A 21,982-nucleotide genomic window follows, 5' to 3' on the forward strand; every position below is an offset into this window, starting at 1 on the left:
CTAGCGTGTCTATCATTCGAGCCAGAATTGGTTGGCGCGACGCGCCCAAGAGACTCAACATGAGGGTCCGTATACAGCATGAGTCAGCGTGTGCCGCAGCATATCCAGCGTTGATCTGAAACTTGGATGAGGTATTGGTCATTAGGTTCTGTTGACATTCGCGTAACGCGAATACGCGAAGATAGTACTTACAGTGCTGAGCGATAAGGGTGAAGCAGAACGTAGGGAGCATGCAGGGCAATGCAGGCCGTCTGGATTTAAAGGCAGTTGATCACCACGATTTCTTCAAGCCCTTGCGATGGACGGTACGCACCGGCTTCTGTGGCATCGCTTGACGGTGGATATTGAATCCTGGGCACGTTGTATAAATACGTTTTTTCCGATCCTGGCGATTACGCATAAAATTTTAGAGATTTATATCGCATCATAACCTCGCCTATAATTGTGATATAAATCACCTTTCGTCCGCGGTGTATGTATCGAAAGATGAGCCAATGGAAGTCGACCCCACCTGCCCCTGCGTATGGTTTCACGGTGGTCGAGTTAATGGTAACAATCGCCATCCTGGCAATTCTTGCAGGCCTTGCTTATCCGAGCTTTATTAATCTGATTAATAGCGAGCGCTTGACGAGTAGTGCTAACGAGTTGGTTGCTTCTTTACAACTGGCCAGGACAGAAGCAATCCGGCTTGGTTCTTCGGTTGCCGTATGCCGCAGTGACAATGGTCGTGATTGTGTTGCCGGCACCCCTTGGCGACGCTGGGTGACCGTGGCCAATGGGAGCACAGAGATCCTAAGGGTAAACAATGCCATCACCAACGTTATTGTTCAGAGTAGCCCCACAATCGCCCGTTTAAACGACCAAATTGTGTTCAACCCGGATGGGCTGGCGCGCGACTCTGACGGCGCATTGCTCACGGCGCAATTGTCGATATGTATGGCCAATGCCAGCCTAGCCAACAATCTTCGTTTTGTCAGCATTAATGGCGGCAGCCGAATTCGCGTCTCGCCCGGATCTACACCCCAATGTTCTCAGCCTAGAGACGAATAAAACATTGCTATGTCCATCGCAAGCAAAAAAGCTACTGCCGGCGTTAGTTTGATCGAGGTGTTGATTTCGGTATTCATTCTGGCTGTTGGCATGTTAGGTATCGCAGCAATGCAAGTCATGGCCCTACGCAATAATGACAGTGCCATGCAGCGCAGCCATGCGGTGATCCAGTCATACGCGATTCTTGAGGCGATGCGTGCCAATCGCAGCGAAGCGATCCAAGGCAGCTACAACACCAATGGAATGATTTGTACTGCGCCGCAAGCAACCAGTCTGGTTGATGTTGATCGCCGTGATTGGATTAGTAACCTCAAGGCGGCGCTCGGCGATTCTGAACACACCTGTGGTTCAATCCTTTGCGATGCCAATGGATGCAAGATCGAGGTGCAGTGGGACGAGAGTCGTGCGAGTAATGGGCGTTCCCCAACCGGTCAATTGATATCTTCCACGCAGAAGCAAATCTTTGAAGTGAGGAGCAAACTTTGAACCGTCGCTTTGCGCTGCAACGTGTCCAGCGTGGTTTCAATCTGATCGAGCTGATGATCACATTGCTTCTTGGGTTACTGGTCGTCCTCGCTGCAATTTCAATGTTTATATCCAGTCGTCGGCTTTATACAACGACGGAGAACATGAGCCGCCTGCAAGAGTCGGCGCGCGTGGCGTTTGAGCTGATGGCGCGTGATCTACGCGAGGCCGGTGGTAATGCCTGTGATAACACCTTACCCGTTGCCAATGTACTCAGAGTCAGAGATCCCACCACAGAGTGGTCGCGTAATTGGAGCGTACCGCTCATCGGTGTTGATGGCGGTACCCTTCTTGGGGGCCTTCAAGGAACGGATGCAATCCGCATTTTGTCTGCAGGTACGAGTGGAGGTACGGTCGTAGCGCACGATCCGGTGGCCAACAGAATAACGCTGGATAAGTCAGTACCCAATTTGCGCACCAACGGGATCATGATGGTGTGCGACCTCCAACAGCTTTCAATCTTTCAGGCCAGTAACATTGCCGGCGCGACCGTCGATTATGGCAACGGCCCATTAAATGCCTGCACTCACTTTGGTCGTCTCCCATCCGTGTGCAATGCGAATCCTCCCAATTACCAGCACCAAGCCAATTCGATCATCACCGAATTGCGTGCAGTTCAGTGGTATGTCAAAACCAATGGGCGCGGTGGGACATCACTCTATCAGGAGATTCTCGGTTCCAATGGTGTGGTCAGTGCTGGCGAAGTCGCTGAATCAATCAGCGCTATGCAAATGACTTACCTGTTAAGAGGTGCCGCAAAATACGTCAAAGCTTCCGAGGTATCGGAATGGAAAAATGTCATTGCGGTTAGGGTTGCGTTGACTATCCAAACGACCGACAGAGTGGGTGTCGATAACAGGGTGGTAGCGCGCACGCTCACATCGGTTATCAGCTTGCGGAACAGAAATTTATGAGCATGAGCAACGTCGGGCCGTGCAGGCAGCGCGGCATCTCTCTGATCGTCATATTACTCCTGCTGCTGGTGATGACGTTGATTGGTTTAGCCGTGCTACGCACCACGGTACTTCAAGAGCGCATGAGCGCTAATCTGCGTGATCGTAGCTTGAGTTTTCAAACCGCAGAAGCAGCGCTTCGCGACGCTGAGGAGTTCATCAGGACAGAGAGCGCCAATGGCAGAGCACCTGGCTACGACTGTACGCCAGCGGGACGAATATGTCCGGCGATTCCGGACAATACTTATACCGGCAATGCATCCGGGTGTAGCCGCGGTAGCGAAAATTGTTGGATCAATGCTACTACGCGCAGCCAAGCAGTCACCGGCATGATTGGACAGTACTACATCCAGTACATAGGAGAGCGCACTGGGGTCAACCAAGAGGCACTTGGTGCTGGTTCCAGCGCCAGCCAGAATCAATATGGTTCTGTTGAAGATACCTCCTCGGAAAAGTATTACCGCATCCTTGCGCGCAGCAGCGATCCCTCTGGAAAAGATGGGCGGGCGTTCGTTGTCCTGCAAACTGCTGTCATCGTTAATTAATCGGTCTTCTTAATTAAGAATCGACATGAAAAAGACTGTTCTCAATGCTGCTTTGAATCGGGTGATGGCGATACTTATCGGTACACTCGCTGGTATAAGCGGTGCGGTGCAGGCGGGAGTGGAGATCTCTCAGTCCCCGTTGTATGTTGGCAGCGAAGTGCCTGGCAATCTTGCCATTGTTGCGTCTGTCGAGTATCCCACGTTGGTCAGTGTGGCTAACCTTGCCAGCACCTACACGCAAGGAGTTAGGTATGTTGGGTACTTCGATTCCAACAAGTGCTACCAATACAATTACAGTGCTGATGAGCGCCAGCGTTACTTCTATCCCGTTGCGTCTCCAAGGCCTAAAGCCGATTACAGTTGCGATACCTCCCGGGGTGCGTGGGCCGGGAATTTTCTGAACTGGGCCGCCACCCAGACGATCGATCCGTTCCGCTCCGCATTGACCGGCGGTTATCGCGTGCGCGACACGACCAACGAGACAATTCTGGAAAAAGCAGACATGGATCGCCCGTATCAGGTGAATTACCCGCGTCGCACGCTCGAAGGCCGGAATTTGCTCGCCGCTTCAGTGCCTGCGCAGTGGGGCAGATTCCGTATCCGCATCGATGGCCTCGGCAACACAATGCGGTTTACTCAGGCGACCCCCGCCTTCTCCAATTGGTGGCAAGAACCTTTAGAGAAGGACGGTCAATTTTACGATCCTTCCAAGCACGCATTGAACTGGAATGATAATGGCATTTACGAAGTCAGCGTCCGGGTCAAGGTGTGTGATCCATTGGTCGGCCTGGAGCCCAACTGTGTGGCCTATCCCAGTGGCTCCTACAAGCCCGAGGGGCTGATCCAGCAATATTCCAAGCGCATCCGATATAGCATTTTCGGTTATAAAAATGATGACAGTACTGTGGTGGACGGAGGCGTGTTGCGTGCCAATCAGAAGTTTGTCGGACCCAAGACCTACTATCCGAATGAAGGCGAGAAAACCAATCCCTATGCGGAATGGGATGCGCAGACCGGCATCTTCTATCCCAATCCCAATCCTGCTGATGCCGCGGCGACCACCCAGCGGGTGGGCCGTACGATCGCTCATTCCGGTGTGATCAACTATTTGAATAGATTTTCTCAGATGAATACCGGTAAGAGCGCAAAAGGGTATGACCCTGTCAGTGAGCTCTACTACACGGTAGTTCGCTATTTCAAAGGGTTGGGCGATATTCCAGAATATTCAGTATTGACCGGTTCGGTAAACGAAAAGTACCAGCAGGCCGATGCCTTCCCGGTGATTACGACCTGGGATGATCCTATCCGTTATGCCTGCCAGAGCAATGTTGTCCTTGGAATTGGTGACACTCACACCAATTTTGACAAGAATCTGCCCGGTGATACCAACACCGAGGGAGAGCCTGCCAAACCGCAATTGGTCAGAAACGATACAAGCGTTGACGTGGTTAAACGTATGGCGCAGATCTTCCAGATGGAGGGCAGGAGCCGGGCTGATGCGCTGGCGGCGGCCCGGGCATCTACTTTCAACTTTCATAATAAAAATTCGGCTTATATTGCAGCGCTGGCTTACGATGCCCATACCAAGGACATGCGTCCTGATCTTGAAGGGGATCAGTTTTTAACGACCTACTGGGTCGACGTGGTGGAGGCTGAGGACTACAAAAATCCAGTAGAAACTAACCAATACTGGTTGGCCGCGAAATATGGCGGATTTCAAGTGCCTGCCGGTTACGATCCGGATAAGACGCTCAAAGCTCTGCCAGAGGCTACCTGGTGGAGTAGCCGCGAGTACTTCACTGACGATAAAAACAATCGTACCTTCAAGCGTGCGGACAATTTCTACATTGCTGCTGACGCAGAAAAGATGGTGTCCAGCCTGAACAAAGCATTCTCGCGGATCGTGGCCGAGACAAAGGGCTCAGGCACCGGATTGTCCAGTAATGGTGCCAGGCTTGAAACCGGCGCCGTCACCTACCAGACACAGTTTTTCAGCGGCACCTGGCGTGGCGATCTGAGCGCCTATCACGTGGACAAAGTGACCGGTGCGCTCACTCCGTTTTGGAGCGCGAACGCGAACTTCCCGGCGTGGGACCGGCGCGTCATCAAGTTTTCTAGTGCCGCCACACTGAAAGACTTCACCAAAAACAACCTAAGCCAAACGCCACTGGCATCGGCCAGTGCCGCGCAGATTGATTACCTGCGCGGTAATCGTAGCCAGGAGGGCAGCGGGCCGGGCAAGCTCCGGGTACGCAGCGGCCTCATGGGGGATATTGTCAACTCCCAGCCGTTGTATGTGGGCGCGCCCAACCCCCGGCTATACACAGCGGCGCGCTTCAGCGGGGCGTCGGCTTATGCAGCGTTCGCCGCCGTGCAGGCCAACCGCGTGCCGGTGATCTACGTGGGGGCCAATGACGGCATGCTGCATGCCTTCAATGCCAATAACGGTACAGAGATCTTTGCCTTTGTCCCTCAAGCGGCGATGCCCAGATTGCTTGAGTACACCGATCAGAACTACGTACACCAGTATTACGTTGATGGGGAGCTGACCGCGGCCGATATTTACGACACGACTTTACGGACGTGGCGTTCGGTGCTGGTGGGGACCCTGGGCCGTGGCGGGACAGGCGTGTTCGCCTTGGATGTGACCGACCCTTCCAATATTGGTGTGCTATGGGACAAAACGTCTACGGACATCAGCGGTCTGGGAAATATCCTAAACAAACCCATGATTGTTCAGACGTCTGATGGGACATGGTCCGTTTTGCTTGGCAATGGTCCCAACAGCACCGCAGACAACGCCCAACTGATCGTGATCAACCTGCTGACTGGCCAAGCAACCCAAATAGCTGTGAGCAAGGCTTCAAGCAATGGACTGTCGGGTGTGCTGCCTTGGTCCAGTCAGGGCAACGGCATCACGGATCGCGTGTATGCCGGGGACCTGCTGGGCACGCTGTGGCGCTTCAGTCTTACCGATCGCGTGTGGAAGGCGGAGCCGATGTTCAATGCCGAGTATCAGGGAAAGGCGCAGCCGATCACCGCAACGCCGCTGGGGGCCATCGAGCGATCCACTGGACGCACGTGGATCTTCTTTGGGACGGGCCGTGCGTTGTCTTCGCATGATCTGGGTAACAAGGAGGTCCAGAGCTGGTATGGCTTGATTGACCAGGGGACGACGATCAAAGGGCGCAGCACGCTCAGCCAGGTGCAGATTCTTGATGAGGGCGAAGTCAATCATGATGCCGTTCGTGTGGTGGCCGATCCTGGCAATGTTGGTGCTGATGGCTGGTACATGGATTTGATCTCGCCGCAGTCCGGCAAGCAGGGAGAACGGATGATCGTATCCAACATGTTCCGTGGAGGGGTGCTGATCGGGACCACCCGAATCCCGGATAACAGCAATGTCTGCAAGCCCAGTGGCAAGGGTTTTGTGATGGCGATTAATCCGTTCACAGGTGGGCGATTGCGTCAATGGTTTTTCGATTTAGGCAACACCGGTGGTGCGGGCAGTGGTAGTACGCTCAATGGCAATCCGGTATCCGGGGTGGGTGTGGACAGTGCGCCGAATAGTCCGGTGTTTACCGGGCACATCATGCAGGTGGGGACTGATGATGGCACGGTCACGTCGCTCAAGACACCGCCTTCCAGCGGTGGCCACAACAACATGGGTCGTGTCTCATGGCGTGAAGTCCTGAGGTCCGAGTAATGATGCCAGCTAACGAGATGAGCTTCATGATTAAAAATAAGAAGCAAAGCGGTTTCACCTTGATTGAGGTGATGATTGTGGTGGTGATAGTGGCTGTTTTGGCAGGGATCGCCATTGCTAACTACCAAGGGAGCATCCTCAGAACCCGTCGCTCGGCTGCCCAAGGGTGCTTACAACAACAAGCGCAATTTATGGAGCGCTATTACACGACCAATATGACGTATGCCAAGGCGGCGGAGTCCGTGCCAGGATGTGATCCTAGCCTCAGGCTTAATGATTTTTACCGTTTCACGAGTACTGTGCAGGCAATGAGTTTCACGCTGACAGCAACACCCCAAGGAACACAGACTCGAGATAATTGCGGTACCCTCACACTCTTAAGCACAGGGGAGCGTACCGCTTCAGGTGGTGACGGTTGTTGGTGAATCAATCTGATTCTTGGAACGGTTGGACAGCATTACATTCAGCACATAGGAGCGTGCACCGCGATCAACCAACAGGCACTTGGTGCTGGTTCCACGACCAACCAGAATCAACATGGCGTCGTTGAAGAGACAGCCTTGGATAAGTATTAGCGCATCCTTGCGTGTAGCAGCGATCCGTCTGGAAGAGATGGGTGTGTGCTCGCTCTCCTGCAAGCTAGTTGTCTAGCTTGTTACCGTCAATCGATCGGGCCTCTCCAAAGATCGACGTAGAAGCGTAGATTGGAGATTTCTGTCACTGTGTACTGAGCCGCCATTTGCACGGTTGAACAATTGCGTATCGCTATTGAACAAGAACGATTGCGTACACCATACAGTGAGCGAGGTCATTCTCGAAGAGGTGATGTGTGGATTCCAAAACGTTTGCGCATGACATAGCACCAAACTTTATTTCGGTGACTCAACGAGTGCAGCTCTGATCTCTGCCTGAATTTCCTCCGCTGCCACAGGCGGGTCGTTTGCTAGTCGGATCGGACGGCCCACCACGATCGCATCGGCGCCGTTGGCGAAAGCAGCCCTGATGCCCATCGTGCGTTGTTGGTCGTTATTAGCCACATGGTTTGGGCGAATGCCTGGACAAACAATCGAAAATCCAGAGCCAACGGCGCGGCGGATGGGTCCCGCTTCCTGACCAGAAGCAATCACACCGTCGAGGCCCGCCATTTGGGCGGCCAATGCACGTTCAATCACGACTTCGACGGGTTCGCGGTCGATACCCATCTGCGCCAAATCTGGACGTGCCATTGATGTCAGCACGGTGACTGCTAGTAAATGCATCTGGCCCGTATTGGCTTCAGCAGCTGCTTGCATCATCGCCACGTGCCAGCCATGGATGGTGCAGTAGCTGATCGGCCACTGCGACAGGCTACGGATGGCTCCTGCGACCGTAGCCGGAATGTCGAAGAATTTCAGATCGACGAATACGCGCTTGCCACGCGAGGCCAAGTCATCGAGTACCTGAAAATATTCGCCGGAAGCCAACAATTCCATGCCGATCTTATAGAAAGAGATGGTGTCGCCAAGTCGGTCGATCCACTCTAATGCTTGCGCCCGACTGGGTACGTCCAGTGCGAAGATCAACCGTTCACGAATTCCCAGAGATAACGGTGCGCGGTTCATCATGGCAGCTCCAATGTGGAATGTTTGCCTGCATCATAAAGCCAACAAGGTTGGCTGAGGTTATTGTTGCACCAGATTGTCTGCCAATTGTCATTATCAGAGTTCAACTGCATCCAGAAAGGTATATCGAACTAGTGGCTGTTCTGTTGCATCCGTGTGTTTTGCTGGTGCTACTTCTTTAAAGATGTGGACGAGTGTAGCAATAAATAAATGCGTAATAAGCCTGCTTGGGCAGCGTCTTGTGTTTCTCAAATGTTGCTTTTTCAGGATCCTGTTGAGCAGGTTGCCGTAGTTCGAATGGGTGAAGCTGTGATTTTTTTCTTATATTTTTAAGCATGAAACTTTGGTACAGCACCGATCAATACAAGGAAAAAAGAGAACCGCCCGTTCACTGCTACTGCTGATCAAATCACACGATGTTGTCGGTTTAGATCGCAATGGCTTTGATGCGTGTCAGTGATTGCGCATCCTTGGGTCTGTCTGTTTCTGATTTAAGTGCATCATTGCTGATATGGATTCAGGACCGTTTCCCAGCACATGGTTTTGCAAAGACATACATGTCAGAGGTTTGGTCGAGAATGAAATCATGACATGTGTAATGTCATTCCTATTGAGCAGGCATCAAGTACACCACAATGCCAAAACTCACAATTCAATCACGGAATCTATGGCTCACAGCATTGAATCAAAGTCTGATTGATGGTGTCATCGGCATGGAATGTTTACTCGAATACTGTTTTCTGCGAGCCACGCTGATCAGCAGAATTGCTGGATCGACAACAGCGCGATTGCTGAACGGCCAGGGAGAGTAGAACGCTAGGGTTCGAGATCATTCCAAGTAAGCAAGCCGCTGGTGCAGCGACATGGTCATTACGGATTGTTTTTACCCAGGATCGAACATGGTGCGCATCATTAGCTGTCTATAATATTCCGGCACCTCGTGCTCTGATCTCATTCGGCCATGTGGTGACATCAGTGGTTGGGTACATGGTGAATGGCAGATCGACAGTCAAATGTTATGTGCAGATTTAAATTTAACGTGCGTCACTGCATGCTGGGAGCCTGTTAGTCATTTAGACACTTGTCTGCTGTGCTGAGTGGGGTTGGATGTCGACATGCAAACTGAGCAGTGAAGTGGGTGGATTGAGGTTATCCAGGTCGTTTATGTGGATAGTGTCTGCTTTGATGTGGGACAACGGACAGAGCACATGAGTTACACAGTTTTACCAGTTTGCTTGCAGGGTAAAGAATTCACACTCCAGGTTGGGCGCGGTTTTGTGTGATCTTTCTCAGATAGCAACCATCGTTGCTGCCTTGCTACGATGAAACCGCTTGAGCGCACTGCGTGACGACGTAGGGGCCCTAAGCATTTTCTCCTTCGTTCTCAGTGAGTACTCCTGTGTCCTTCTTTGCAAATGTGGAATCGGTTCCGGGCGATCCGATTTTGAGTCTGAACGATGCCTATAACACCGACAGCCGTACCAACAAGGTCAACCTGGGTATCGGCATTTATTATGACGAGAGCGGTTGCATCCCTTTGTTGCGTGCTGTCCAGCAGATCGAGCAGCAACTGGCCAAGAACCCGAAACCGCGTGGTTACTTGCCGATCGATGGTTTGCCAGCCTATACCCAGGCCACTCAGCAATTATTGTTTGGCGTCGACTCACCCTTGCTGGCGGCTGGACGTGTAGCCACCTCACAGACTGTTGGCGGCTCCGGGGCTTTACGGGTGGGCGCTGAACTGTTGAAGAAGGTGCTGCCACACGCCACTGTTGCTATCAGCAATCCGAGTTGGGAGAACCATCGTGCGTTGTTCTCTGCGGCTGGCTTCAAGATCGAGGACTACACTTATTTCGATACTGTCAGCCACAACGTGAACTTCACGGGGATGTTGGCTGATCTGGCGAAACTGCAACCAAAGACGGTGGTATTACTTCATGGTTGCTGCCATAACCCAACCGGTGCTGACCTCACCCGGGACCAGTGGAAGCAAGTTGTCGATGTGCTCAAGGAACGTCAACTGCTCCCATGCATCGATCTGGCCTACCAGGGATTCAACCAGGGCATTGATGCTGACGCCTATGCAGTACGTCTGCTTGCCGAAGAAGGTATCAGCAATTACGTCATTGCGAGCTCATACTCCAAGTCGTTCTCGTTGTACAGCGAGCGCGTTGGTGCACTGTCGATCGTTGCTTCAAATACCGATCAAGCCGAAGCGGTGCAGTCACAAGTAAAACGCATCATCCGCACGATTTATTCCAGCCCACCCGCGCACGGTGCCCACTTGGTTGCCGGTGTGCTGACCAGTCACGAACTTCGGGCACTGTGGGAGCAGGAGTTAACCGAGATGCGCGAACGTGTCCACGGGTTGCGTGCGGGCTTAGTTGCTCAATTGGCTGCACTGGGTACGCCGGAGTTTGATTTCATACAACGCCAAGCAGGCATGTTTTCGTACTCAGGGTTGAGCAACGTCCAGGTTGATCGTTTGCGCGACGAGTTCGGGATTTATGCGGTCAGTAACGGACGGATCTGCTTGGCTGCATTGAGTCAGAATAAATTGGAATACGTAGCGCAGGCAGTAGCGATGGTGCATAAAGGCTGATGTGTGTCTCGATTCTGTCTTGCAGAGATCAGCAGTACGAATCGCATCGCATCAAATGACGACGCACATGAGGTAAATCATCGGTGAAGTCTTGCCAAGCGCAATGATTGGCATGCGTACCTATTGCTGTTGCAACCTTAGTTCAGATCCGAACGGATCTGGACGGGCTGGTCGCACCTGACAGGTGTGCGAAACCCCAGTTAGAAACGGGCACGAACTCCGATTTTGATCGAGCTGAGTAGGACTGCTGACTGAGTGTGGGGTGCGCAGCCGCCGTGCAGCAGTCCCGGTATTTTTGCACGTTCCCCAAGGTGCTCTCTTGTAGGAATGTTGACCGGTTCAATTCAGATTTTTTTGGAGCCAAGTGCCTTGTATTTAGCCCAGAAATGCCACATGGGAAGATACGCAATGGAACACCAGGTACCTGAAGGCACCTGGTGTTCATATGCCCTATGCAGAACGTGATTTGTTACAACCATTCATGCCGTTTACTGACGGCGTCGTTCCGTGACACCACGATAACGGACACGCTGATTACCAATATCTGGGCGGACTTACTTTTTTAGTGAATCGCGAATGTCGCGTAGCAGCAGCACCTCTTCGCTGGGTGTTTCTGGCGACGCAGGTTTCTTGCGTGTCACCTGGTTAATTATTTTGACCACGATGAAGATCGCAAAGGCAATGATCAGGAATTGCACAACTGTGTTGAGGAAGTCACCGTAGCCAATCACGACGGCTGGCACCTCCTTACCTGCTGCATCCACTGTCGCATCTTTCAAAGTGAGTGACAGTTTGGAGAAGTCGATGCCGCCAACCAGCAGTCCGATGAATGGCGAAATAATTTTCTCGACGAGTGAGGTAACGATTTTTCCGAATGCTGCGCCAATTACCACAGCTACGGCGAGATCGATGACGTTGCCACGCATTACAAATTCTTTGAACTCGCTAATGATACTCACATTTGACTCCTTATCTGCTCGCGGTCGCATTGCCGCACCCATACATCGTAGCGCGTTGTCGATCAAAGCAGAGTCATGGTGGTCTCTATTTAGGCTTTTTTGTTATCCATCAAATGATAAATCCAGAGAAGGTCAGGCAACTTCAAGGACATGCAATTGCAAAGTGACGCCCAGACGTCATCACCATGTGTGCCAGTGCATCAAGGCCACATATGTTGATCTTGCCGTGGATCACATTGGAAATACGTCGTTGAGTGACCTCAAAACGCTGACTGACTTGAGTCCGACCCATGTTCATGAGGATCCAAGTGATTTTGCAACGCTGTTATCAGCACCGTATGCCTCTTATATTTTTTTCTGCTTCTATTCAACTACTGGTCATAACATGCGTTGCTCATTGCTCATTGCTCATTGCTCATTGCTCATTGCTCATTGCTCATTGCTGTGATTGCTGTGATACGTTGCCGCAATGCTTTGTGGCCAAATCAAAATCGGCGTGGTTAGCCGTGCTCTTTTTTGTGGATCGCATTGGTGGATTTGGCAATGTGGAGGATCGGGAACCTTGCGGATGTATCCTGAATTCGCATCTTCCTGACGTGCTGCACTCGGCTGTTTAAGCACTTCCGGTAGTTTGGTTCCTTACTTTTTTCACTTGGGTGATGCGATTGGTTTGACCGTCTGTGGAAAGGTGAGGAATACATTGTGGGACGGGCTCCGAACATCAATGGGCTTGGTGTCCGTCGTTGCCGGGATATACAAAATATGTTTTGAGCCGTGTTTACATTTTCACGCATGCTGCAAAGGCACAAATCAGTGAGGCGAATACGAGAGTATTGCTGGCGTACAGAGTTGTTGCGTGTGGACACTCGATGTACATCCCCGAGACTATTGCAAATGTACTCGACACCACACTACGGGTGAGGTAAGTCTTTCGGCTGCCACGGCGTTCCGAGCGACGATGCGACCGTGATGCAATCTTCTCCCTGGATAGGGTTGAATGACCGATATCTGTACCCTTGTCGGTCATGATGGCTGTAGCAAACAGGTGTCCGAGGTCGTCTTGTCTTGCTGGATACACTTCCTGCACCCTGTTACATACTGCACTACTTAGCAACATCACGATCATGCTGACGTGTTCGCGCAATGCAGGAGGATCTCAACCTGTGAAAATGTAAAAAGCACTTAAAGCGTTGGATGAATCGAAGATCAAAGTCATCAGGTGCACCGGTGATCTAGGAAAATCATTGTTCCGATAGAACGGTGTGGTGTGCGCATTCAATACATCTACTGGCAACGCCTGGGTACCAGTGTTCTCCGCGATGGATGGCACAGCAGTGATGACTTCTTGGAGCAATGTTGTACCGGGTTTAATGGCTTATTCTGGTGTATTGAACACCAGCCTTGCATATACGATCGCTGTGCTCTGCATCGGGGATGGTGTGCCTGAAAGCATCAATCGGTTGCTGGTGAGTGACCGCCCATAAGGCCAACGTGTCATATCCAAGTGCATCTGCGTCGGAATCAACGGCGAAGGTGCGGCTGGCTCCGTTCAGCGGCTTGGCCAGTAGATGCTATTTCAACCAATGGTGCAACGATGGTCACCGCAATTGAACCCATTGAGCAGGTGAGTTGCATTAAACGGATACAGTGCTGAAAGTGGCATGTGTACATGTAGTCGATATTCTGGAGAGTCTGTATTGCTATCAGGCAGTCAAGCCTGGCATTGACCTTTTGTGGTGCATCAGCCAGCGCAGTAAACGGCCTGCACCTGTTCGCGTCGAGACTGAAAGAGACATGATCCAGTGCAATCGCTTTTGTGCGCTCGCCTGCAGTGTGTAGCACGACCTCTGAACGATGTTGGCTCAACGAAGGCGTAGCATTGTCAAATCGTGTTGTTCGAGTCAGTCATGCATGCCCGTTAATACAAGCATCACGCATAGCACGCTGTGTCCCACAGATAGATAATTCCCACACGCCGCCAATGGAATGTGTAGGGATTGTCGACACGACATGAAGAGGAAGCGCGTAGTGCATTGCATTATCTTTAATGTGCTGTGCTTCGGTGTAGCGATGGGGTTGATGTGTCGGTATCCGTATTGGGACACCTTCGGTTTCTTGGTGAAAGTCTACTTAAAAGGTGCAAAACGCGATGGACGTTTCTTGAAGGAGTAGTGCTGCTGCAATCGGCCGCGTGTGGGATTTTTTCGTTCTCTGAGACACGCTGTGACCCTTTAAGGAGGAGTGATGCCACCTACAGCGATCCAACTAATCGGCGCGTTTCTATTTGCGGTTGCCATTCTGCACACGTTTGCTACACAGTACTTCGACCATTTGAGCCATACCCATCCAGCCCATGCCGGGTTGTGGCATTTGCTTGGTGAGGTTGAGGTCGTGTTCGGCTTCTGGGCCTTGGTGTTGGTTGTGGCGATGTTTGTCACTGACGGTGCGAAGGCAGCCACTGCATATGTCGATTCACGCAACTTTACCGAGCCAATGTTCGTTTTTGCGATCATGGTTGTTGCCGGCACTCGTCCGATGCTGCACACCGCGTTGGCTGGAGTACATCTGTTGGCCCGGGTGATGCCGCTACCGGGCAGTATGGGTTTCTATTTCACCGTACTGACGCTGATCCCCCTGCTTGGGTCGTGCATCACTGAAGCGGCCGCCATGACGCTTGCTGCACTGATGCTCTCGGAGCGTATCTTTGCGAACAGTATCCCGGCGTACCTGAAATACGCCACGCTCGGCGTATTGCTCGTCAATATTTCTATCGGCGGCACCTTGACGGCGTTTGCAGCGCCGCCGGTACTGATGGTCGCTGCTACATGGCAATGGGACAATAGTTTCATGATGGCAACGTTCGGATGGAAAGCGGTGCTTGCGGTCCTCATCAATGCCTTGGGCGCAACGCTGCTGTTTCGCAAAGCGTTGCGCCAACTTCCTGAGACAACATGGAACGCGGCAGGCGAGACGGTGCCGATGATCCTGAAAGGTATACATCTCTTGTTTCTCTTCGGCATTGTCTGGTTTGCCCATCATCCGGCGGTGTTCATCGGGTTGTTCCTGCTCTTTTTGGGCGTGGCCCACGCCTATGAGCGTCATCAGGATCGTTTGATCTTGCGTGAAGGGCTTTTGGTTGCATTGTTCCTGGCAGGGTTAGTGATATTAGGTGGGCAGCAACAGTGGTGGTTACAACCGGTGTTGCTTCGCATGACGAGTGATCAGGTGTTTTGGAGTGCGGCAATGCTCACCGCTTTTACCGACAACGCCGCGCTGACCTATCTCGGTTCTTTGGTCGAAGGACTTTCCGATGGGTTTAAGTACGCATTGGTTGCCGGTGCGGTCACAGGCGGTGGTTTGACCATCATGGCTAACGCACCCAATCCGGCGGGGATTGCTATCTTGCGTGGACACTTTAAAGAGGCGTCTGTGCATCCACTGGGGTTATTGCTGGCTGCGTTGCCGCCCACCATCATTGCTGCCGTGGCATTCAGATACCTTTGACATCCTGCTTGTATTAAGAAGATGCAGCGTCAATCCAGTCTATCGCGTGTTAACAGGGGTGTTGCTCATCTGTCGATATGTGGAGGCACTGGAAGAACCGTGATTGGTGCATCGTTCTGTGCAACGCGCTCAAGGTATAGATGCCATGTGTCAAGCTGTCGGACATCTTGCGGGACATTGTCGGATATATCCGTTGCATGGAGGTATTGGTGTTCTCGATCCGAGGGACGGTATGCCGGGTTGAGCTGAGCACTCGTTTGTTGTGGTACCGATCGTTGCAGCTTGCAACCCAGGTTTGGAACGATGGGCACGTGGTGACATGCTCCACGGGAATGTTAGAACCGTCGCTCGGGCCAAGCGGGGGCATGCTTTGGAATTGAATGATGTTCCGCACACCGTGCCTGTTGCAGGATCCATGTGGTCAGTGATGCCGCTTGAATTTTTTGAGTGACGTTGCTTTTGATACCAACAATGGCTGTACTTCCGATAGCAATATCGAATCTTCGATCTGACTCTTTGCGGAACCAGAGCAAGATTCTTCCGGTCAAGTAGCAGGCGCAGATAGGAGAGGTATATAGCTGTTCACCTGGTGCACTCCGTACACTGTGCGGATGAACTACAGCCACGCCTTCCACGCGGGTAACCACGCCGACGTTTTCAAACATATTGTTTTGCTCGCGCTGCTGGATGGACTGGCACGCAAGGACACTCCGTTCTTTGTGCTTGATACACATGCTGGTCGGGGACGTTACCTGCTCTCTGCCGAGGAGAGTCGCAACACTAGGGAGGCCGAGACCGGAGTGATGCGGTTGATGACCCAGCCGCAGCGCTTGGAGGTCATCAAGCGCTATCTGCATGCCGTGCAGGCGGACAATGTTTCAAAGAGACTGGCCTCGGGCACACCCCTGCACATCAAGCGCTATCCTGGTTCACCCCTGCTGGCTGCTCAGGCGTGCCGTGCACAAGACCGGCTGGTGTTTTGTGAGCTGCGTCCCCAGGAGGCCGCAGCGCTGCATGCATTGTTCACCCCTGATCCTAGGGTGCGTGTGTATGCCGGGGATGGTTATGCAGCGGTGCGTGCGTTTTTGCCCCCAAAGGTAGGAACACAGCGCATTGGGCGTGGCTTGGTATTCATCGATCCGCCCTACGAGGCGCAGGATGCGGAGTATCCGTTGGTCCTGAATGCATTACGCGAGACGTTGACGCGCTGGCCGCAGGCGACCTGTGCAGTGTGGTACCCCATCAAGCAACGGCGCCGTTTGCAGCCGTTCTTCCGGAAGGCGAGGGTACTACCGGTACGCTCGGCGTTGATCGCCGAGTTGCTGGTGTGGCCTGATGATTCACCGCTGCGCTTGAATGGCAGCGGCATGTTGCTGCTCAACGCGCCCTGGCAATTCGATCAGCTCCTTGCTCCTGCACTGCCCGTGCTGAAAACCCAACTTGGTGAACCCGGTGCCAGCACCCGGTTGGAGTGGCTCAAGGCGCCGGAGTGAGTGCCGCTGTTGTGGTGAGGTGCTTCGGGTGTTTTATGCTTGAAGGCCACATCGTGAGGTAAGCGAGGTGGGTTCGGTCCTTATATTTTCAGATGGATGTGTCATCTCGATTGATCAATGCATTCCGGAAGCCTTACTGACATTGATTCATCCGGGTTCCGGATCGCCTCAAGTGATGTTTTGTTTTAGCGAAGATGCATTCGCTTTGGTCATGTCAAGCTCAAGCGCCCAGGTGGTTTGTTGATGTTATGTAGCGCACACAGACGAACGCCTTTATGTGAAAAATATCACCTCAAGCATGAGGAACTAAATCGTGCGAGGCGAGCGAGTTTCATCTTTGGTTGCTTTCGATATCGATTGCAGATCTTTGCTTGGGAGCATGTTTCTTGCAGGGTTTGAATGCGTGAAATCCTCTTTTCAGACAGCCATGCAATGCTGGTTGAGAAGCTGTTGTGTTCGATGCGTTTACAGATGGTTGTATCGCTTAGGTTCACCAGATCACACACGTCATCACAGGCCACGCCATCCCTATTGCAAATAATTCTTATGCATCAATCGATGATGTCTTGTCTTCATTGAGAGAATCGTGCATGTGAAGTATTCCCTGTTCAGATCAATGAGTGACGCAAAATACATATTGCGTTTTAACAATCGCTCAAGATTGCAATGTGGATATGTTCCCGTTCACCGCGGACCGGTGCGGTAATGCCAGAATCTGCCGACTTTAAAGAAGATAACGTCATGTCCATCCGCAACCGTATGCCGCCCTGGCATGAGAACTTCAAGCTGCCGAATGGGCATGTATTGCTGTTGCGTCCTGTCCGCCCCGAAGATGTTGAACCCTTGCAGGGGGTGTTCGCGTTGATGGGGCCGGAAGAAATCCGTGAGCGGTTTGCACCCGCTGCTGCCGGTTCAGTTGAACGTTTCCAGCAACTGACCAACCCCAATGCTAAACGTGAGATCGTGCTGGTCGCGGCCGAGCCCCTGCCACCGGGTGAAGCCATGATTGCCGCGTTGGCGCGTGCGGCGATCGTGCCAGGTTCACGTCAGGCTGAGTACATCATTCTGGTGAGCAGCTTCGTCATCGGTCAGGGGTTGGGCCGACAGCTACTGCGTAAATTGGTGAAGTGGGCACGCGGTAAGTATCTCGACCATCTTTACGGTGACGTATTGGAGCGCAACATGCCGATGTTGGAACTGGCCGAGTCACTCGGCTTCCAGCGCCAGCTTCATCCAGAGTCTCCAGATCTGGTGCGCATGACATTAAAACTGGATGGTTGATTGATCGGTGCTGACTGCCCAAACGAGGTACTACGGTGACAGGCTCTGCTAAAATCAGCGCTTAACATGTCACCGTCCTCCTTTCTCGCTCCGCCGTTGCCCCGTGCCGGGCAGCTCCGTGCCTTTTGGCGTGCCCCCGTCTCTCCCACGGCGCTTGCTTGGCATGTCGCCTGTGCTGCCGAGGCACACAGGGGGCCGTTGCTGTTGGTGGCGCATGACAATCACAGTGCACACCAGATCGAGGCTGACCTGCAGATCTTGCTGGGTCAGCATCCGGCCTTGTCGGTCATTGGTTTCCCTGACTGGGAGACGCTTCCCTACGACCAGTTCAGTCCTGATCCAAACATCATTAGCCAGCGTTTGGCTACTTTACATCGGCTGCCTGCATTAGCCCGCGGTATTGTCGTCGTACCGGTACAGACGCTGATGCAGCAACTGGCACCGTTGCGCTACATCGTAGGTGGCAGCTTCGATTTGAAGGTGGGGCAACGCTTGGTGCTGGATGTTGAGAAGCAGCGGCTGGAGCGGGCCGGTTACCGCAACGTGCCACAGGTGATGGATCCGGGGGATTTTACGATACGTGGGGGGCTGCTTGATGTTTATCCGATGGGTGCGGATATGCCGCTGCGGATCGAACTATTGGACGAAGACATTGATTCCATCCGCACGTTCGATTCCGAATCGCAGCGTTCGTTACATCAGGTCGATGCAGTCCATATGCTGCCTGGCCGCGAGGTCCCATTGGATCCGGCAGCGCTTGAACGGGTTTTGGTGCGATTGCGTGAGCGTTTCGATCTGGATATCCGCCGCAGTGCGCTGTACCAGGACTTGAAAGCCGGGTTAGCCCCCTCTGGGATCGAATACTACTTGCCACTTTTTTTTGAGCCGGAGCGTGGGAGGGAACGTGCTACCGCGACGCTTTTCGATTATTTGAGCCCGGATGTGCTCGTGTTAACTGCACCTGGGGTATCCAACGCTGCTGATGCGTTCTGGGCTCAGACGATGCAGCGTTATGAGCAACGTCGCCACGATATCGAGCGCCCGTTGTTACTTCCGGAGGAGCTATACCAGCCCCCCGATGCATTGCGCGAACGCTTGAACCGATTGCCGCGTATCGAGGTTTGGCCGGCCGGACACGCCAATATCGATAAAGCGGAGGCATTGGATGAACAGCCACTGCCGGTTGCTGCTAAGGATGCCTCAGTCGGGCAGACACTTAGATCCTTCCTTGCTCGTTACCCGGGCCGTGTGCTGATTGCTGCTGCCTCGCCTGGTCGCCGTGAGGTGTTACTTGAATTGCTGGCCACCACCGATCTACGGCCCGACGTATTGCCTGACTTCAGGGCATTTTTTCTATCTCCGGACGAAGCCAGCCGGTTCGGTGAAATCAAACAGGATAGCGATAAGGTCTTTCCAGTCGCGGGTGATGTGACCGCTTTCCCCGTCCCTTCTGCGCAGAGCGGGGCCTTGCCAACGTTCGCGATCACTGTGGCGCCATTGGAGGATGGGTTTTCACTCAACCTGCCGCACATCGCGGTGCTCACTGAACGCCAACTGTTCCCAGAGCGTGTTAATCCAATGCGCCGCACCCGGCGTGTTGGGCGTGAACCGGAAGCGATTATCCGCGACCTGGGTGAACTGTCCGAGGGTGCCCCCATCGTGCACGAGGACCACGGCGTTGGTCGCTATCGCAAGCTGATCACTATGGACATCAACGGCATGCCTGGTGAGTTTCTGGAGATCGAGTATGCAAAGGGCGACCGTTTATACGTGCCAGTTGCCCAGTTGCATCTGATCAGCCGTTACGCAGGCGCCTCGCCGGAGACAGCGCCGCTGCACTCATTGGGTGGTGAGCAATGGAGCAAGGCCAAGCGCAAGGCGGCCGAGAAGGTACGTGATGTGGCTGCCGAGCTGCTGGAGATTCAGGCCCGGCGTCAGGCACGTGCAGGTTTGGCGTTGCACATCGATCGTGCGATGTACGAACCATTTGCAGCCGGCTTCCCGTTCGAAGAGACTCCCGACCAACTTGCCGCGATTGAGACCACGCTGTGCGATCTGCAATCCAGTCAGCCTATGGACCGGGTGGTGTGTGGTGACGTTGGCTTCGGTAAAACCGAGGTGGCGGTGCGGGCTGCATTCGCGGCTGCCAGTGGAGGAAAACAGGTGGCGGTACTGGTGCCGACGACGCTGCTAGCCGAACAGCACTACCGCAATTTCCGCGACCGCTTTGCCGATTACCCGATTAGAGTCGAAGTGCTCTCGCGCTTCAAAACCACTAAAGAAATCAAGGCCGAGCTAGAGAAGGTCAGTCAAGGCACCATTGAAGTCATCGTCGGCACTCACCGGCTGTTGCAACCGGACGTCAAGTTCAAAGATTTGGGTTTAGTCATTGTCGACGAGGAACAACGCTTCGGAGTGCGTCAGAAGGAGGCGTTGAAAGCGCTGCGTGCGAATGTGCATCTGTTGACGCTGACGGCTACACCCATCCCGCGCACGCTCAACATGGCGATGGCGGGGTTGCGTGATTTGTCGATCATCGCCACACCACCGCCAAACCGGTTGGCGGTCCAGACCTTTATCACTCCATGGGATAACGCGCTGTTGCACGAAGCCTTCCAGCGTGAACTGGCGCGTGGCGGCCAGTTGTACTTCCTGCATAACGATGTGGAGAGTATCGGCAGGATGCAGCGTGATCTGGCTCAATTAGTACCAGAAGCACGCATCGGCATCGCTCACGGCCAAATGCCCGAACGCGAACTGGAGCGCGTCATGCTGGATTTCCAGAAGCAACACTTCAATGTCCTGCTGTCGACCACGATTATCGAATCTGGCATCGATATTCCCAACGCTAACACCATCATTATTAACCGTGCCGACCGCTTTGGTCTGGCGCAATTACACCAGTTGCGTGGCCGTGTCGGCCGCTCTCACCATCGTGCCTATGCTTATCTGGTGGTTCCTGACCGGCGTAGCATGACTCCGGATGCAGAGAAACGTCTGGAGGCAATTGCGTCAATGGATGAGCTTGGCGCCGGCTTCACCCTGGCGACCCATGATCTGGAGATCCGTGGCGCTGGTGAGTTGCTCGGCGAGGATCAAAGCGGCCAGATGGCCGAGGTTGGTTTCAGCTTATACACCGAACTGCTTGAGCGCGCGGTGCGCAGCATCAAGCAAGGTAAACTGCCAGACTTCGATGCAGGTCAGGAAGCACGTGGTGCCGAGGTTGATTTGCACCTGCCCACTTTGATCCCAGAGGATTATCTGCCCGATGTGCATACCCGTTTGACACTATACAAACGTATCTCTACAGCGCGTGACAGCAATGCACTGCGCGAGTTGAATGTGGAAATGATTGACCGCTTTGGTCTGCTTCCAGACGCTGCCAAACATCTGTTTGCAATTGCTGAATTAAAGCTGCGCGCCACCGCATTGGGTATCTCCAAGTTGGAATTGGGCGAGAACGGTGGTCGTATCATATTTGGAGCCAAACCGGCCATTGATCCGATGGCGGTGATCCAGCTCGTCCAAAAGCAATCCAAACTGTATACGATGGATGGCCCAAGCAAATTAAAGCTCAAGTTGCCTCTGCCGGAACCGGCTGACCGCTTCAACGCCGCACGAGGGGTGTTGGCTGCGTTGACACCCGGCTGAACAGGCGCGCCCGGCAGCAGTCAGCATTGCAAAATGACTTCATCCATCTTACGCCTGCTCTTCTCTAAGGACGTCGCGGTAGGCTATGGATGCTTGTTGACCAGGATGCAAG

16 protein-coding genes are annotated in these 21,982 nt (G+C 53.2%); 13 read left to right on the forward strand and 3 right to left on the reverse strand.

Features of this window, described 5'->3' with window-relative positions:
- Positions 1-486: 486 nt before the first annotated feature.
- The 6 genes from PLS229_RS00105 to PLS229_RS00130 are packed head-to-tail and all read left to right on the forward strand — an operon-like array spanning position 487 to position 7,204.
- Positions 487-1,050: a GspH/FimT family pseudopilin gene (locus PLS229_RS00105; RefSeq protein ID WP_038269594.1), complete on the forward strand. Its 564-nt coding sequence runs from the start codon at positions 487-489 to the stop codon at positions 1,048-1,050.
- A 9-nt stretch (positions 1,051-1,059) separates the two neighbouring features.
- Positions 1,060-1,536: a type IV pilus modification protein PilV gene (gene pilV / locus PLS229_RS00110; RefSeq protein ID WP_038269593.1), complete on the forward strand. Its 477-nt coding sequence runs from the start codon at positions 1,060-1,062 to the stop codon at positions 1,534-1,536.
- Positions 1,533-2,489 carry a PilW family protein gene (locus PLS229_RS00115; protein WP_038269591.1) on the forward strand — a complete coding sequence of 319 codons (957 nt, stop codon included), beginning with the start codon at positions 1,533-1,535 and terminating at the stop codon, positions 2,487-2,489. The genes pilV and PLS229_RS00115 overlap by 4 nt, the downstream gene beginning before the upstream one ends.
- On the forward strand, positions 2,486-3,073 hold the full coding sequence (locus tag PLS229_RS00120; RefSeq protein ID WP_038269588.1) for a pilus assembly PilX family protein: 588 nt from the start codon (positions 2,486-2,488) through the stop codon (positions 3,071-3,073). Before PLS229_RS00115 ends, PLS229_RS00120 begins: the two co-directional genes overlap by 4 nt.
- Before the next feature lie 25 nt (positions 3,074-3,098).
- On the forward strand, positions 3,099-6,779 hold the full coding sequence (locus PLS229_RS00125) for a pilus assembly protein (protein WP_114867048.1): 3,681 nt from the start codon (positions 3,099-3,101) through the stop codon (positions 6,777-6,779).
- On the forward strand, positions 6,779-7,204 hold the full coding sequence (locus PLS229_RS00130) for a type IV pilin protein (RefSeq protein WP_425511073.1): 426 nt from the start codon (positions 6,779-6,781) through the stop codon (positions 7,202-7,204). Before PLS229_RS00125 ends, PLS229_RS00130 begins: the two co-directional genes overlap by 1 nt.
- Before the next feature lie 444 nt (positions 7,205-7,648).
- Here the strand turns inward: PLS229_RS00130 and pyrF are convergent, their stop codons facing one another.
- A complete protein-coding gene (gene pyrF, locus PLS229_RS00135) occupies positions 7,649-8,380 on the reverse strand; it encodes an orotidine-5'-phosphate decarboxylase (RefSeq protein WP_038272273.1) in 732 nt (243 codons plus the stop codon).
- A 1,399-nt stretch (positions 8,381-9,779) separates the two neighbouring features.
- On the opposite strand from pyrF, the gene PLS229_RS00140 reads away from it, so the two are divergent.
- Positions 9,780-10,982 (forward strand): amino acid aminotransferase, encoded by a 1,203-nt coding sequence (locus PLS229_RS00140; RefSeq protein ID WP_038272274.1) that lies wholly within the window; start codon positions 9,780-9,782, stop codon positions 10,980-10,982.
- A 554-nt stretch (positions 10,983-11,536) separates the two neighbouring features.
- Here the strand turns inward: PLS229_RS00140 and mscL are convergent.
- Both mscL and PLS229_RS00150 read right to left on the reverse strand, forming a co-directional pair.
- Positions 11,537-11,941, reverse strand: coding sequence for a large-conductance mechanosensitive channel protein MscL (gene mscL, locus PLS229_RS00145; RefSeq protein ID WP_038272276.1), 405 nt, complete (start codon positions 11,939-11,941; stop codon positions 11,537-11,539).
- 142 nt (positions 11,942-12,083) lie between these two features.
- Positions 12,084-12,239, reverse strand: coding sequence for a hypothetical protein (locus tag PLS229_RS00150; protein ID WP_160165212.1), 156 nt, complete (start codon positions 12,237-12,239; stop codon positions 12,084-12,086).
- Between the two features lie 967 nt (positions 12,240-13,206).
- On the opposite strand from PLS229_RS00150, the gene PLS229_RS00155 reads away from it, so the two are divergent.
- From PLS229_RS00155 to mfd, 6 genes are all read left to right on the forward strand, one after another.
- A complete protein-coding gene (locus PLS229_RS00155) occupies positions 13,207-13,425 on the forward strand; it encodes a hypothetical protein (protein WP_152536650.1) in 219 nt (72 codons plus the stop codon).
- Positions 13,426-13,969: 544 nt separating this feature from the next.
- Positions 13,970-14,113: a hypothetical protein gene (locus PLS229_RS00165; protein ID WP_160165214.1), complete on the forward strand. Its 144-nt coding sequence runs from the start codon at positions 13,970-13,972 to the stop codon at positions 14,111-14,113.
- A 72-nt stretch (positions 14,114-14,185) separates the two neighbouring features.
- Positions 14,186-15,445 carry a putative Na+/H+ antiporter gene (locus PLS229_RS00170; RefSeq protein ID WP_038272277.1) on the forward strand — a complete coding sequence of 420 codons (1,260 nt, stop codon included), beginning with the start codon at positions 14,186-14,188 and terminating at the stop codon, positions 15,443-15,445.
- 611 nt (positions 15,446-16,056) lie between these two features.
- Entirely contained in the window at positions 16,057-16,938 is an 882-nt protein-coding gene (locus PLS229_RS00175) for a 23S rRNA (adenine(2030)-N(6))-methyltransferase RlmJ (protein ID WP_038272279.1), read from the forward strand.
- Between the two features lie 741 nt (positions 16,939-17,679).
- Positions 17,680-18,219 carry a GNAT family N-acetyltransferase gene (locus tag PLS229_RS00180; protein WP_038272316.1) on the forward strand — a complete coding sequence of 180 codons (540 nt, stop codon included), beginning with the start codon at positions 17,680-17,682 and terminating at the stop codon, positions 18,217-18,219.
- Positions 18,220-18,285: 66 nt separating this feature from the next.
- Positions 18,286-21,870, forward strand: a complete 3,585-nt coding sequence (gene mfd / locus PLS229_RS00185) for a transcription-repair coupling factor (RefSeq protein WP_038272281.1) — start codon at positions 18,286-18,288, stop codon at positions 21,868-21,870.
- The last annotated feature ends 112 nt before the right edge of the window (positions 21,871-21,982 follow it).

The sequence above is a fragment of the Xylella taiwanensis genome, assembly GCF_013177435.1.
GTDB lineage: Bacteria > Pseudomonadota > Gammaproteobacteria > Xanthomonadales > Xanthomonadaceae > Xylella > Xylella taiwanensis.